Source organism: Trichocoleus desertorum ATA4-8-CV12 (genome assembly GCA_019358975.1).
GTDB lineage: Bacteria > Cyanobacteriota > Cyanobacteriia > FACHB-46 > FACHB-46 > Trichocoleus > Trichocoleus desertorum_A.
In genome coordinates this window covers 1-15033 of sequence record JAHHIL010000051.1, presented here as the reverse complement: position 1 = coordinate 15033, position 15033 = coordinate 1, and the positions used below count along the sequence as shown (strand labels likewise).

The 15033-nt window shown below is 49.7% G+C and carries 14 protein-coding genes and 1 pseudogene; 10 read left to right on the top strand and 5 right to left on the bottom strand.

The features are described 5' to 3' along the window. Positions 1-21: 21 nt before the first annotated feature. Complete coding sequence (locus KME12_23275; protein ID MBW4490706.1) at positions 22-1425, bottom strand: MFS transporter; 1404 nt, start codon at positions 1423-1425, stop codon at positions 22-24. A 400-nt stretch (positions 1426-1825) separates the two neighbouring features. On the opposite strand from KME12_23275, the gene KME12_23270 reads away from it, so the two are divergent. Next, the gene (locus KME12_23270; GenBank protein MBW4490705.1) at positions 1826-2248 is read left to right on the top strand and encodes a hypothetical protein; all 423 of its coding nucleotides are present in this window, start codon (positions 1826-1828) and stop codon (positions 2246-2248) included. A gap of 51 nt (positions 2249-2299) precedes the next feature. Here the strand turns inward: KME12_23270 and KME12_23265 are convergent, their stop codons facing one another. Beyond that, a complete protein-coding gene (locus KME12_23265) occupies positions 2300-3322 on the bottom strand; it encodes a radical SAM protein (GenBank protein ID MBW4490704.1) in 1023 nt (340 codons plus the stop codon). Positions 3323-3717: 395 nt separating this feature from the next. Between KME12_23265 and KME12_23260 the strand changes: the two genes are divergently transcribed. Then, complete coding sequence (locus KME12_23260; protein MBW4490703.1) at positions 3718-6306, top strand: GAF domain-containing protein; 2589 nt, start codon at positions 3718-3720, stop codon at positions 6304-6306. Between the two features lie 114 nt (positions 6307-6420). Here KME12_23260 and KME12_23255 read toward each other — a convergent pair whose 3' ends face one another. Then, a complete protein-coding gene (locus KME12_23255; GenBank protein ID MBW4490702.1) occupies positions 6421-6852 on the bottom strand; it encodes a hypothetical protein in 432 nt (143 codons plus the stop codon). Between the two features lie 187 nt (positions 6853-7039). Beyond that, positions 7040-7276, bottom strand: coding sequence for a hypothetical protein (locus KME12_23250; GenBank protein ID MBW4490701.1), 237 nt, complete (start codon positions 7274-7276; stop codon positions 7040-7042). A gap of 345 nt (positions 7277-7621) precedes the next feature. Here KME12_23250 and KME12_23245 point away from each other — a divergent pair, with 345 nt between their 5' ends. From KME12_23245 to KME12_23235, 3 genes are all read left to right on the top strand, one after another. Further along, entirely contained in the window at positions 7622-7849 is a 228-nt protein-coding gene (locus tag KME12_23245) for a hypothetical protein (GenBank protein MBW4490700.1), read from the top strand. Between the two features lie 197 nt (positions 7850-8046). Beyond that, positions 8047-8271: a transposase gene (locus KME12_23240; GenBank protein MBW4490699.1), complete on the top strand. Its 225-nt coding sequence runs from the start codon at positions 8047-8049 to the stop codon at positions 8269-8271. Between the two features lie 144 nt (positions 8272-8415). Continuing rightward, complete coding sequence (locus KME12_23235) at positions 8416-8646, top strand: transposase (protein MBW4490698.1); 231 nt, start codon at positions 8416-8418, stop codon at positions 8644-8646. Between the two features lie 242 nt (positions 8647-8888). Here the strand turns inward: KME12_23235 and KME12_23230 are convergent. Beyond that, positions 8889-9092: pseudogene (locus tag KME12_23230) on the bottom strand (hypothetical protein). A gap of 1773 nt (positions 9093-10865) precedes the next feature. Here KME12_23230 and KME12_23225 point away from each other — a divergent pair. The 5 genes from KME12_23225 to KME12_23205 are packed head-to-tail and all read left to right on the top strand — an operon-like array spanning position 10866 to position 14880. After that, the gene (locus KME12_23225; protein MBW4490697.1) at positions 10866-11516 is read left to right on the top strand and encodes a MotA/TolQ/ExbB proton channel family protein; all 651 of its coding nucleotides are present in this window, start codon (positions 10866-10868) and stop codon (positions 11514-11516) included. Between the two features lie 6 nt (positions 11517-11522). Further along, a complete protein-coding gene (locus KME12_23220) occupies positions 11523-11924 on the top strand; it encodes a biopolymer transporter ExbD (GenBank protein MBW4490696.1) in 402 nt (133 codons plus the stop codon). 17 nt (positions 11925-11941) lie between these two features. Then, positions 11942-12982, top strand: coding sequence for an iron ABC transporter permease (locus tag KME12_23215; protein MBW4490695.1), 1041 nt, complete (start codon positions 11942-11944; stop codon positions 12980-12982). Positions 12983-12992: 10 nt separating this feature from the next. Beyond that, complete coding sequence (locus KME12_23210) at positions 12993-14048, top strand: iron ABC transporter permease (protein ID MBW4490694.1); 1056 nt, start codon at positions 12993-12995, stop codon at positions 14046-14048. 10 nt (positions 14049-14058) lie between these two features. Further along, on the top strand, positions 14059-14880 hold the full coding sequence (locus KME12_23205) for an ABC transporter ATP-binding protein (protein MBW4490693.1): 822 nt from the start codon (positions 14059-14061) through the stop codon (positions 14878-14880). Positions 14881-15033: the final 153 nt, after the last annotated feature.

Here is a 15033-nt window from a genome sequence, read left to right as displayed (position 1 = left end):
CATGTCTGAAACCTAACCAATTTATAGCTCTGCTGGCTTGATACCCAGAAACCAATAGTTGGCTTGTTGCTTCAGTTGCTCCCAAACATGTCCGAGGGGGCGGCTTTGCGGTTCTTGCAGCCAGAACAAGGGTAATAATGCTACTAATCGCAGCCCACTAGAGATCACAAATAATTCTGTAATGCCATTAGAGCCTGCTAGTTGTGCTAACGTACCTCCCACCATTGCTCCCATTGCTCCACACACGCCACCGATCGCGGCAGTAATAGCAAAGTAGGTAGTATGGTGACGCACAGGGGCGATCGCTAATTGCAAATTATTAATGCAGAGATCGATCGCGGCTCCTGCTCCTCCTCCCAGTAGGTGCAGCAAGGGAAACCACAACCAAAGGGAGAGTGAGTTATGCCCCGTGCCTAACCACAGTAAGGGAATAATTGCCACCAAGATGCCATCTAGCACCAGAATGGGGCGATTACCAATGCGATCGGCTAATTTGCCCCAAAGCACCAGCATCAGTAATGTCGCGCCTGCGCCTAGGCCGTTGTAGAGCGTCACCCAACTCACGTCTACAGACAAGTTATCGAGCAAATAAAGATTGAAGAAAGGATTGCAGAGATTGACGCCAAAGGCCCACAGTCCAAAGTAGAGCAGATACATCAAAAAATGAGGATGCTTGAGCATGCTGATGTGAGCTGCGTCCGAGATAGGAACAGCAGCACTAGCACCCACCGTAGGCTCTGATTTAGTTGGAAGAGCAGCCAAGCGAGCTTGAGGGTTGACATCGGTCATCCCAGATTGACAACCTAAGCTGATCAGTCCTGCTACGATGCCCACCAACATCAGCACGCCAAATCCTTGAATGCTACCGCCGGGAAATCGAGAGACGGCCAGTCCCAACAACGGAATTGCTACCAAACTCGTCAAGCTAAAGGCACTATTACGAAAGCCAAAATAGCGCCCCCGTAACTGCCGAGGTACTAATGTCGCTAACCAAGCCAGCCAAGAAGCACTGCCGATCGCGCCTAATAGATGGGTTGCCAACATCACAGCCAACGTGGCAAGAATCAGGGTTTGGTTGCTGGTGGGGTGGGCACTAAAGGCGAGAATCGCGATCGCCAATGGCAACCACAACAAGCGCGAAATGCCATAGACGCAGAGGCTATACCACCGACGACTAATGGTGCGATCGGCCCAATAAGCGCCTAAAGGTTGCAGTAAGTTGGCCACCATTGGGATTGAGGCGAGCATACCGATCTGCAAAGTACTGGCATCTAGCTCTACAAGAAAATTACTGAGTAACACGCCTCCGGTGATATTGCTGAAGAGTGTGGCGAAAACACCATCCCAGGTAGAAGCGCGGAGGCTAGAGCGGATCGCAGATTTAGGAACTTTCGCGCTCAGGGGTGGAGCCACAGAAGGTTCCATCCTGGCGATCGATTCCGAAATCACTTCACCTAGAGAAAAGATGGTTTCTTCAGTTAAATAATTCGTCACCCAGTTTCATCCTTAGAGCTGTCAGCCTTAAGGGATTGGGGAACCCCTTAAGCGGTTGCAATCCTCAGTATTCCCAAGGTGCTAAATGGAGAGACAAATTAGTTCAATTGCGTGAATAAAGGATTAGTTACAGATGTCAGGGAAATAAAACATCATTACTAGCAAGCAGAGAATTTTGTCATACTTAATACAGAAATAAAATCGTTCATCTCCACCCACCTTGAGTAAGCTTGACTGAAATTTAAGTGAAACTTTAAGCGGGAGACGGAAGTAGGGGTTGTCCCGAAGGAACGCGCTTCATTTTGTCAGGCCAATTGGATGGAGCGTTGATATGAAAAATCAGTGGCAAAATTATCGCGATTGGAAATTAATTGCCAATTTGCAACCGCAACGGCAAACACAGGATTTACGGTTTAGCGATCGCCTGGCTCAGATTTGGCGATCGTTAGTGGATGCTGGGATTAAAGCATTTTCTGATCAAGAACAAACGGAACACTTAAATCGATGCTGGTCATTGGATGCTCCTCAGGGGCAACCTACCAACCCCTTCAATATTTGCCATTTGCTCTGGCTCAACGTGAGACAAGCTTTGAGCAATCAATTGATCACTTCTGAAGAACCTGAGATTCAGCAATTCAGCGATCGCGATGGCTCTCAGGGGTGGTCTGTTGCCAATCCTAGGACAGGTCAGAAGACCTATCTGCAATCTGAGGATGAGGTGCGGGTTTGGTTAGAGGAGCGTTTCTATCACTAATCTTTGATCGGGTCTAGGCGAAACAGCGTTCCAGTACAGAGGAGAATCGAATTAAGTCCAATAGAGAATTTGGGCTTGAGGAAAGCGCTGAGCAATTTCCCGCTCGAAGAACTGGCGGAGTTCTTTCATCGTATCTGTGTGGTAGACATACTTAATGCCACCAAACTTATTGCGTTTGACGCTGCGCGTAGACTCATCTAAATCTAGCTTGCTCTGGGGATACCACTGCTGCAACACTTCTTTAGAACCGGGAGTAAAGCGGTGAGAAATCAGCTCAAACGTCAGGTCACAGTCAAAATCTAAAGCGGCGCTAATGTCGTCGAATAGCTGGGTGTAATGCTGCTGCCAATCTTCGATCGGCATGATGGGAGCAATGACCAAGCCAATCGGATAACCCCCGCCCCCTTGCTCTCGTGGCAGAGCTAATTGCCGCAGGGCAGCGAGTCGAGCCGCGACTGAAGCCGTACCTCCCTCAAAGCGACCAGAGACAGGGGTAGCATTGACACTAGCACGACAGCGCGTATGGCCATTATGGGGCAAGTCTAGCAAGCTCTCTACCGCATCAAACTTGGAAACCCAGCGTAGGTAGCCGTCCTCACGAGTGCCGAAGTAGCGAATACACTCGGCTAAGCTGCCTGTGAGATGTTCAATGCCGAGCGGGTCAGTGTAGCAACTCACCTCAAAACTGGTTGCTTGGCCTTCTCGTTCGTAAGCAGCCAAATTATCTAAAATCTGGGGTAGGTTGGCGTAGGCTCGAATCACTGGAGGCCCCTGAAGGCTGCCCGCCAAGTAGCAGTACTGGCAGTGAGCGGGACAACCCTCGGCTAAGTGAAATTGCCAATCGGCGGAGGGTGGAATGGGGCTGAGCTTAAATTGGCTCGGCGGCGCAGTTACCACAGCCAAAGTTCGCTTGGCAATATCGTAGGTTTCGCGCTCGGTCTCTCCACGTAAATTGGTTAAGCGATTGCGGGGTAACTCTTCAATCGGCAAGTTGAGCGATCGCACCCGCTCTAGAATTCGTTGTCCCCCAGCCTCCTCTAAAGCTGCTGGTGTGAACAGAACGCGATCGGGTATCCATAAGCGGGGCTTTGCAGTTCCAAAGGTAGATGTCCTTGCAGGGGCAGTAGAAGTAGAGCTAGCAACCGTTGTAGGTAAAGACAAAATCGGTTCTCCGCACTGGAACTACATCTATTATGGTTGAATTCAAATAAGGCGAAAACATAAATCAGGAGCGGATTTCAACCTGTTTGAAGTAGGGTTTGTACGGTCACCGCAAACTCTGTAATGGGACCAAACACTGTGCCAAAAGAATCTTCTATGTGGATCGTTGCAGTACCACCACACCCGTTTTATCTTCTCTCAATCTTGAGCTACATGACATCAATCCCGAAAAAGACTAAGATCTTTGCCTTGTCTGGAATGTTGACTCAACAGCTCGTACACTTTCCCGCAATTCTTTGTCAGGATAAATGCAACGGCAACGTCTCTCGCATCGGTTCCGTCAAAATGTACTAGGGGTGCCGCTTCGGGTAGCGCTCATTGTGCCCTTTGTCCTGCAAATTTCAGCGGCGGTAGGACTCACCGCCTATTTTTCCTTGAGGGATGGCCAGAGAGCGATTAACGAGGTGGCTGCTAAGTTGAGGGATGAACTTACAAGCCGTATCCAGCAACATCTGATTGATTATTTAGAAACTCCGCAACTCGTAACGCAGATTAATGCAGATTTGGTGCAGTTGGGCGAGTTGGATTTGCAGAACCCCCAGAGTCTAGAGCGCCATTTTAGTTGGCAAATGCAGTTGTTCCCGTCTCTAAGTCCGATCGCCTTTGGTAGCGAGCAAGGCGAGATTCATGCGGTCGATCGCTTGCCAGATGGTACTCTTGTTATTCGAGCTATCGATCAATCCACAAACAGGCAGTACCACACTTATAAGGCAGGCCCGCAGGGCGATCGCCAAAAACTGATTCGAGTTAATACAACTTTTGATCCTCGTACCCGCCCTTGGTACCAGAAAGCGGTGCAAGCAGGTAAACCCACCTGGACACAAGTTTATCCATACTTCTCTTCTCTGGGCCTAGCTGTCAGTGCCACGCGACCGATTTATGGCGAGGGGGGTACTTTGCTAGGAGTGACGAATGCCACGGTGTCGCTCTCAGAAATCGGCGAATTTCTCAGTCGTCTCAAAGTGGGTCGTTCTGGCCAGACCTTTATTATGGAGCATTCAGGCAACTTAATCGCTAGCTCGACTGCGGAGCTGCCTTTTGTGCCAAGTCAGTCAGCAATCCCCACGGAGCGACAACGGTTGAGTGCGATCGCTAGCAGCAATCTCGTCACCCGCGCGACTGCTCAACAGATACAGAACCACTTCGGCAGCTTCGACAACATTCAGCATCGCCAACAACTAGACTTTGCCATTGCAGGTAGACGACAGTTTGCTCAAGTCATGCCCTTTACCGACCCCTATGGATTGGATTGGGTGATTGTGGTGGTCGTGCCAGAAGCCGACTTTATGGAGCATATCGCAGCTAATAGGCGAACCACCATTTTGCTTTGTTTAGGCGCATTGCTCTTGACAATAGTTGTAGGCGTGTTGACTTCTCATTGGGTCACTCAACCGATCCTGCGCTTATGCGCTGCCTCAGAGGAAGTCGCGGCGGGTAAATTTGATCAAAGTGTGCCCTTGGGCGGCATTCATGAATTCGAAGTTTTAGCCCAAGCTCATAACCAAATGACCGCTCAACTACTAGCATCTTTTACAGAGCTGGCAGCAGCCAAAAATGAGCTAGAGTTGCGGGTTGAGCAACGAACTGTGGAACTTCAGGAACGAACCTCACAACTCCAGCGATCGCTCGAATTTGAGGCTATGCTGAAGCGAGTCACGGATAAAGTGCGGGACAGTTTTGACGAAGCCCAAATTCTAGAAACAGTGGTTCAGGAATTAAACCAAGCTCTCACGGCTGAATGCTGCAATGCAGCGATGTATGACCTAGAGCAAAACATCATCATCATTCACTACGAAGCTGCTAGACCAGGTTGGCCTTCTAGTCAAAGTACCGCTTTACCTGTAGAAACATCTGCTGATGTTCACCAAGCTCTTTTTAACGGTCAAACGGTACAGTTTTGTCGGTTGGTTCCCAAGTTTGACAGACCTCAAGCAGCTATTTTGGCTTGTCCAATTTTTGATAGTCAGGGAGTCTTAGGAGATCTATGGCTGTTTCGCCTGCCTAACTTTGTATTCGATGACCTAGAGATTCGCTTAGTCCAACAAGTTACCAACCAGTGCGCGATCGCCATTCGTCAAGCTCGACTATATCAAGCAGTCCAAGCTCAAGTGACGACTCTACAAAATCTCCATCAGCTAAAGGATGATTTTCTCAGTACTGTCTCTCACGAACTCCGCACACCTATCTCCAACATGAAGTTAGCAATTCATATGCTAAAACTGTCTCCTAGCCCAGAGCGGCAGCAACGGTATTTAGACATATTGCAATCTGAGTGTGGGCGAGAAGCTAGCCTGATCAATGATTTGTTAGATTTGCAGCGACTAGAGGCAGATCGCTATCCCCTATCTGTTGAAACCATTGATCTGCGAGACTGGGTTACTAATGTAATTGAACCCTTCTTATCACGCATCCAAGAGCGGAACCAAAAGTTCAGCGTTGACTTGCCCTCTGAACTGTTACCCATTCAATCAGATAGCAATAGTTTAGAGCGCCTTTTGAGTGAGCTTCTGAACAATGCCTGTAAGTACACTCCGCCCCACAGCGCCATCCAGCTCCGGATTGAGCAGTCTCTCAATTCATCCCACCCCAACCAAACTCTAACTCCTACGACTCGGTTTGAGGTGAGTAATCAAGTCGAAATTCCCGCTACGGCTCTTTCCCATATTTTTGAGAAGTTTTACCGAGTTCCCAATGCTGACCCCTGGAGACAAGGGGGAACAGGATTAGGACTTGCTTTGGTGCAGAAGCTAGCAGAGCAGCTAGGGGGGGAGCTTCAGGTAGAAAGTAGAGCAGGCTGGACAACTTTTTGGGTGTTGTTTCAGGATCTAGCGGAGTAAGGGCAGGTCTTGTGCCTGTCTGGGCCTACCATTCACCAAACAGGGCACCCACGAGAGGTACCCTGACAATCGTTATGCTAATTAGAAATTGCTTGACACAATACTAGCTAGTATTTATTCGCCGCTAAAGGCATCCTTGATGCTGTCAACCGCACGCTCAAATGCATTGACATTGTGATCAATTGCTTCCTGAGTCCGAGCAGCATCTTCATCGGCTCTCTTTTCAATGCGAGCAACATCTCTCTGAGCTTTGCGCTGAATCGGGTTGGCAGTGCCGTCAGTTGAGTCCTCAACGCGACTTGCATTTTTGTTGGCAGTTTCCTTCACTTTCTCTGCCGCATCTCGAACAAAACCTTTGTTTTCCTTTTTAACTTGATCCCCCACATCTGATGTTGCAATCAGGGTAGTAGTAGGAGCAGCGATCGCTGAGGGGTTAGAGAAAAACGCACCTTGCCAAGCGAAAGCGATCGCTAACACACAAAGCAAAGTCGTAGTCATCAAACGGCCTACAGTCGAAAGCTGTCTTACCAAATAATTCAGTTTCATAGAATTCAATCCGTGTAATAACATTTAGCATTCTACTTTTACTTGATTTAGCCCGCCGACTAAACCACCCTCGGATAGAGTCCGTCTGGCATAGCTGCTAACCCTTCCTTCAGTTATCACACGGGTATCGCACAAGCATTTCTGGTTTGGAACTGTAATGACTTGGTGGCTTTGCCGCCCATCCCCCTTAGAAGCCTTCCAAAAAATCAGGGATATCCAGCACATGAAAGTAAACTAAGGCTGCAGCTATGAGGGTGTAGAGGGTTGAGCCGCCCAGTCCAATCAGCACATCCCGTTTGGTATTTCGTTTCTCGTCGCTCAGAAACATATCCGTTGCTCCAAACTGCATCATGAGAATTCCCAGCACATTTGAGAGCCAGTACCCGATGAGTGTACCGGAGAGAAACCAGTCTGGATTGAGCAAACGAACTGCATAGCCAAATAGGAGAGCGATCGCTGGCCTGCTTGAGCGCGGACCGAGAGTTCATCGGCAAAGACTGGTTCCGCTACTTACGGCAAGAGCCACGCACCCCCTTGCGCAAAGTTCCAAAACAGCTAAAACGCAAGTATGATTAACTCCGTGGCCCAGCAATCCTAAACAGTACTAGCTTGCATGTCCTCCGATTTTTGTCCGGTACTTACAGCAATCTTCAGATTGATAAGCCCCAGGTGCAGTGCTAGGCAGTTGCTTTATCTAGAGAATCGTATGGCTTATTCAAGCGGAAACTGCTGTAAGGCATCGGCACATTAAATCACGAGTCATCACTCCATGAATCATTTCATCTTTTGGGCACTTGGGTTTGGCACCTTATGGGTCGGTCTGAAGCTATTTGACGATGAGGTGATTCTGATTGTCTCTATTTTTGTCGGTTTAGGTTTCATCCTGGCTGGGCTGATTACGGCTCCGCTGCCGCTGCAAATTCTGATTGAAATCACATCAGTGATCGTCTTGTTCAATGTTTGTATGCAGTGTATTCAACGGGGCGATCGCTCTTAAAGCGCTCTCTACAACCTATAGTTAGAGAGCGCTTTGTTGCTTCTATGAAAGGTCTGCAAATCCTCTACTGGACTGGCAAGGCTAAAGATGTGCGTTAACCTGGGTTGATTCTGTCGCTTCAAAGACAGGATAAAGGTGCTTGAGTTTGACTCTGGCGTCGTGGGTGGAATGCCGTTGGGCATTTTGACGAGACAGGGATACGGGTTGGCGCTAAATTGATCTGGTTACATGTCGCGTGTAGCGGGGCATTGGCCCACTACTTCATCCACCCGAAACGAGGTCAGGTGGCGATGGACGCGATGGGGATTCTACCCCACTTTACAGGCACAAGCGTTCACGATGGCTGGTCAAGCTATGCGCTCACTATGGATGTCAGCATGGCTTGTGCAACGCTCACCCCCTGCGCGAGTTGCTGTTTGTGATGGAACGCTACGGGCAATGTTGGGCAGAGTCGATGATGAGCTTACTGATTGAGATTAAAACCCAAGTCAAGAGGTCGCCCTAAACAAAGTCCACCTAGAAACTTACTGAATCGTCTGGCCTAGCAATCGGCAGTGCTCGCTTTTATGTATGACTTTCGAGTGCCGTTTGATAATAATCAGGCGGAGCGGGATTTACGCCTGATGAAATTGCGGCAGAAGATTTCGGGAGGCTTTCGTTCCATCAAGGGCGCTCAGATGTTTTGTTGCATTCGAGGCTATCTTTCCACCCTCACAAAGCAAGGCATTGATGTGCTGGATGCGCTTCAACAAGTGTTTGCTGGAACCCCTACTTTCCCTGTTCTCCTACCTGAGTAGTTACTCAAATCTAGCGTGCTTGACCTCACCGCGATCGGCTACTGTCACACGCTTTCCTATTCATGTAGGAAGTCTGATGTACCTGTTCCAGCTTGATTCATACCCTCATTCAGTAACGCCCGGATTGGCTCGATCGCAACCCGCCATTCAAATGGGCTACGGTAGCGATCGCCGCTGCCTGTGGATTTGCTGCCATATTCAGCGAACTTTCTTGAGTAGTGATCTTGAGACTAAGGGATCGCTTCGGGTTCGGGTTCGGGAATAGGCTCTGGTTCTGGTGCAGCCTCTGGGATCGGCTCTGCTTCTGGGATCGGTTCGGGTTCGGGAATAGGCTCTGGTTCTGGTGCAGCTTCTGGGATCGGTTCGGGTTCGGGAATAGGCTCTGGTTCGGGAATAGACTCTGGTTCTGGTGCAGCCTCTGGGATCGGCTCTGCTTCTGGTGCTGGAGAATCTGCTGGTGAGCTAGATTCCACTGGGGGCTGTGGAGTTTCCGAGCTATCTGCTGATTCTGGATTCGGTATAGCAGAGGGGCTGGCAGTAGTCGATGGAGTATTCGTGGTTGTGGTAGTCTCTGAGCTTGCTGGTTGATCTACGGCAGCAGATGGGACTTCAGGAATCTCAGATGCAACGGGTTCTGGGGCAGGTTCAGAAACAGTGATACTGCGGCGTTCTTGTGGGCGATCGCGCGCTGAATCCTTATCAGTGAATTCAACTACAATCCGGACCCTATCGCCAGCTTTGGCTCCTTCCCAGTCACTCTCTTTCTCTAATTGCTCACGAGCTTGCTCTAATGCAGCTTCGTCCAACACACTGTTACCGCTGGATTTGGAGAGAGTAACCTGTGGCTTTCCTCCCTCGCCGAAGCTAAAGATTAGCTCAGGCTCACCTTTAGCTCCATTAGCCTCCTTGGGACGTACAAACGTAGCATTTTCACAACCTTGACATGTAATCTCGCGCGATTGGTTGCCTCGCTTAGGCGGCTTCTCTGCCGGAGGAGTTTGGCTAGCACCTGTTTGTGATCCTGGGTTCTTGCCATCACCCGAGCCTGGGCCTAAACCAGTACCTGGTCGGCTTGGCCCAACCGCTGTGCTCGTGCCTTGTCCAGAACCATTTCCGGTCGAACTACCTGTAGTTGAGCTGCCTGTGGCACGACTTGAGGTTGTAGCAGAAGCATTCGAGCTACTGCGATTTGCAGTGGGTTGGCTAGCTCGTTCGCGAGGACGCCATAGGTCTTGTAGAAAATTGTTCGAGTTGCGCGGAGCGGGGGGGGGTGCCTTCGCGACTTCCTCTTTTGGTTTTTGCTCTGCCACGGGAGAGGGAGTTGCTTCAGTCGTCTCCGCCTGGGGTTCGGGAGTTGGTTCTTGGGGTTTATCTTCAGCTACAGGTTCTTCGGGAGGTGGCTCTGGGGTTGGCTCTTCAGGCGTAGGCGATGGCAGATCTTCAACGACTGGAGCGGGGGTTGGTTCGGGTGGGGGTTCTGGGGTTAGCTCTTCAGGCACTATAGGGTCTGGGAGAGCCGCTTCAACAGCAGGGGTAAAGGATGCTGGAGCAGCTGCTAGTACAGTTGTGGTACCCGCTTCCTCTGTACCAGCAGCAGTTGCGACCTCAGTCTCCACCGTTGCTTCTGGGAGGTTCTCTGGTTCGGGAGTTGGCTCGGTTAACTCTTCTTCTGGCGTATCAGTCGCGACGATGAGGATCTCTTCTACCTTTGTCTGCTCTGGCTTCCAGAAATTATTGACTTTCAGGCACAGTCCAACTCCGTGCAAGGCAAATGATCCCGCAAGACTGTAAGCAATAAACCGCTTGAGGGTCTTCTCTTGCTGTTCGCGTTGTTGAAAAACCGTGTCTGAGAATGTCATTTGCTTTACTGTTTGCTGGGCGGTGAATAGTTATTGCAAATATTTCTAGTTGACTTGCCCATCCTAAAATTCAACGGCTGTACTGTCAATCCATTAATTGCTGTTAACTAGCTGCTTCGCCTAACACTAGAACAACTGAATCAAAGGCTTTTGAGGTACTGGTACCTTCAGATACAGGAAGTTAAAGCACTTTAAAGGGTTCTAAAATAATAACTGCTGTAATGCGAATACTTGACATTAATTACTGCAAGACCTAATCTCTTTTGAGAAGAGATGTCAATAGTGAGTCTCTTCAATCATGCTTCTCTGAAATTATTTTGCTGGCTCCCAAGGTCAGCTCTATTGCCGTGTGAGCTAGAAATGCTAATTGTTGAACTGTTTCTTGCAGGTGGCGTCGTCATGTTTCCCCTGTTGGGGTTCTCGATTGTGGCGATCGCCTTGATTATTGAACGTTTGACCTTTTGGTTCCGAGTTAATCGGCGGCAAAAGCGAGTAATCCGCGATACACTTCGCATTTATCCCCATGATTTTGATAGCGCAATACTCAAGCTCAGACAAAATGCTGACCTCCCGATCGCTCGTATCTTTTTAGAAGCTTTGGAAGTCGATCACTTTCCACCTCACGCCTTTCGGCTAACGCTAGAAGGAGCGACACAGGCAGAGTTGCCCATGTTTAGACGGTTTAATTCGGTCTTTGACATGATTATTGCGGCATCTCCCTTGCTAGGGCTGCTAGGAACTGTTCTGGGTTTAATTCGCTCATTTGCCTCCCTCAACTTGGGAAGTGTTGGCAGTGAGAGCGCCGTGCAGGTGACGGGGGGTATCAGTGAAGCCCTGGTTTCAACTGCGGCAGGTCTGATTGTGGCGCTGTTTACGCTAGTTTTTACTAGTCTCTTTCGGGGCTTCTATCGACGGCAGCTTGCGGCAATTCAAGAGTATGGCAGTCAGCTTGAAGTTCTGCATCTCAGCCGTCATGAAGGTTTTAGTTCAGTCTCAAAAGTGATGAGTTAAGCAGTTATGAACATTCCCGAAGAGGCAGATGATATTCCTCAAATTAATATCGTGCCGATGATTGATGTCATCTTTGCCATCTTGACATTTTTCATCATGTCATCTTTGTTTTTGACTCGCTCCGAGGGACTACCCGTCAACTTACCTAAGGCGCAAACGGCTCAGTCGCAACAACAGAGCAAAATTGCAGTCACCGTTGACGCGCAAGGAAACGTGTTTCTCAATCGCCAACCAACCACAGTTCAAGATTTACCAGCGAAAGTCAAAGCTATGATGGCAAATGGCTCGGAGGCGTTGGTGGTAGTCAATGCCGATGAAAAGGTTCCTCATGGTGAAGTAATTACGGTGATGGATCAGTTACGCACTATAGAAGGCGTGAAGATGGGAATCTCAACTCGTCGTCCTTAAGCATGGTGAATGAGGAGATGAGGAAATGGGGAGACGATTCAAACTCCTCAACTAGAGGGAAAAACCAACCCTATAAGTTCCAGCTTGTCGGTCTGGTTGTGGGGATTTTTCTGTTGATCGGTTGCCTGATGCTCAGCATTACGTTAGGGGCAGCCGATGTTGATCTTGCTACTGTGTGGCAAGCTCTAACGGCTTTTGATGGCTCCACCAATCACCTGATTATTACCAATGTGAGGTTGCCGAGAGCCTTAGTGGCACTGTTGGTGGGGGCGGCGTTAGCTGTGGCAGGTGCCCTGATGCAAGGGTTAACTCGCAATCCCCTCGCTGATCCGGGAATTTTAGGCATTAGCACTGGGGCAGCCTTCGCAGTGGTGCTATCTACGTTTTTCTGGGGGAATGTATCGGTTCAAGTACAGGCCTGGGTAGCGTTTGCTGGAGGGGCGATCGCGGCTGTTAGTGTCTACTTGTTAAGCTCTGTGGGACGCAGTGGCATTACACCTCTAAAGCTCATTTTGGCAGGGGCCGTTTTGAGCTATTTGTTATCTGCCCTCACCACAGGAACTTTGATCTTGAGCCAGCGCACCTTAGATGAAGTGCGGTTTTGGTTAGCAGGCTCAGTGGCAGGACGCGATCTCAATATTCTCTTGCAGGTTCTCCCTTACCTCCTAATTGGGCTAGTCCTAGCTTTTAGCATGGGTAAACAAATTACAGCGCTAACGTTGGGTGAAGATGTCGCGAAAGGGTTAGGGCTAAAAACTGGATGGGTCAAGGCGATCGCGGCTTTGGTAGTAGTACTGCTGGCAGGTAGCGCTGTGGCTTTAGCAGGGCCGATCGGCTTCATCGGTTTGGTGGTGCCTCACATCGTGCGCTTTTGGGTGGGAGTCGATTACCGTTGGTTGTTGCCTCATGCCGCTGTGTGGGGGGCAATTTTGCTATCTCTGGCTGATCTCGCTGCCCGCTTAGTGATCAAACCTCAGGAGCTACCCGTTGGCATTATGACCGCTTTGGTAGGCGCTCCGTTTTTTATCTACCTGGCGCGATCGCAAGTAAAACGGTGAGAGGGATGCAATGAAACCAATAGAACCGCCTTGGCTAGTCATTCGTTCATCCGCTTGGCCACTCTCATTTAAGATTAACCGCCGGGCTCCGCTGGTGCTGCTGGGTCTTGCGGTTGCTGCGCTGCTGGTCATGATCTGGAGCGTGGGCTATGGGGAGTATCCGATTTCACCATTGGATGTGATCAAAACTATCTTAGGGTTGCCGACTACTAACCCTGATGATGCTTTTGTAATCAACACCTTGCGCTTGCCCCGCGTCATTGTGGCGTTTTTGGTAGGGGCTGGGTTAGCGATCGCTGGCACTATTCTGCAAGGGCTGACTCGCAACCCTTTGGCATCTCCAGAAATTGTGGGCGTGCAAGCGGGTGCAGGTTTAGCCGCAGTATCTTTGATTGTGCTGTTTCCCTCTCTTCCTGCCTTTGTTTTGCCCATTGCTGCCTTTGCAGGAGCCTTCATCGCAGCGCTGTTAGTTTATGGATTGGCTTGGGAGCGGGGTAGCGCCCCAATTAGGCTGATTTTGGTGGGGGTTGGTGTGGGTGCGATCGCCTCAGCTCTTAGTAGCTTGTTAATTACCTTTGGCAATATTGAGGATGTCAGTCAAGCTTTGGTTTGGTTAGCAGGTAGCGTCTATGGCCGCACTTGGGAGCATGTGCAAGCGTTATTGCCTTGGTTGGGAGTGTTCATTCCACTCTCTTTATTGTGCGCTCGTGATCTAAACACGCTTAACTTAGGAGATGAGGTTGCCCGTGGTTTAGGTGTGCCGATCGAGTGGCAGCGCGGCTTATTGCTGATCACTTGTGTGGCTTTGTCGGGAGCAAGTGTAGCGACAGCAGGTACAATCGGGTTTGTGGGTCTAATGTCACCCCATTTGGCACGTCAGTTGGTTGGCCCTGCTCATGAGGGACTGCTACCGACAGCGGCTTTGGTAGGTGGGTTGACGGTGGCTCTCGCTGACTTTTTGGGGCGATCGCTCTTTGCCCCGATCGAACTGCCCTGTGGGGTGATTACTGCTGTAGTGGGTGCGCCCTATTTTCTCTACCTGCTCTATCGAAACCGGAATGCATAAACGCACCTCAATGGAACCAGCACTCACCGCTCAGCAACTCACCCTGGCATACGATCGGGCTACTATTATTCGAGATTTGCATGTAGACATTCCAGTTCAGCAAATCACCGCTTTAGTGGGTCCTAATGGTTGTGGCAAATCTACCTTGCTCAAAGGACTCGCCCGATTAATCAAGCCTCAGAGTGGTGTGGTGTATCTGGATAACGTAGCGATCGCCAAACTCTCCACCAAAGAAGTTGCTAAGCGCTTGGGTATGCTACCCCAAAACCCATCTGCTCCCGAAGGTTTGACTGTACGTGAACTTGTAGCTCAGGGACGCTATCCTCACCAGAGTTGGTTGCAACAATGGTCGAAAGAAGATGAACGGTTGACGGAACAAGCCTTAGCGATCACGGGCATGACGGAACTGAGCGATCGCCCGCTCGACAGCCTTTCCGGGGGACAACGCCAGCGAGCCTGGATTGCCATGTCTTTGGCCCAAGACACAGACATCCTACTGCTGGACGAACCTACTACATTTCTAGATCTGGCTCATCAAATCGAAGTTCTAGATTTGCTATATGAGTTGAACCAAACCCAAGGACGTACAATCGTCATGGTGTTGCACGATTTAAACCAAGCTTGTCGCTACGCAGATTATTTAGTGGTGATGCGGCAGGGAAATATCTACGCTCAGGGTATGCCACCAGAAGTTATGACTGAATCCCTAGTAGAAGAGGTGTTTGGCGTCAAGAGCAGCATTATCCGCGATCCCATCGCAGGCACACCTATGTGCATCCCGATCAGCCAAAAAATGCCTATGAAACGCAACTATGTGCGACAGCAGCCCTAATCTTTACAAGCTGTAACTGTATCACCTGTAAGGGGCTTGCAAATAAATAAGATACCAGTCACTCTAGCAAGAATGGAGCCGGGAGTTCCCTCCCTTGCTCAAGCTTGCTAGTGAAGGAAACCCTCCAACGATGTTCAATGACACGATTAAAGC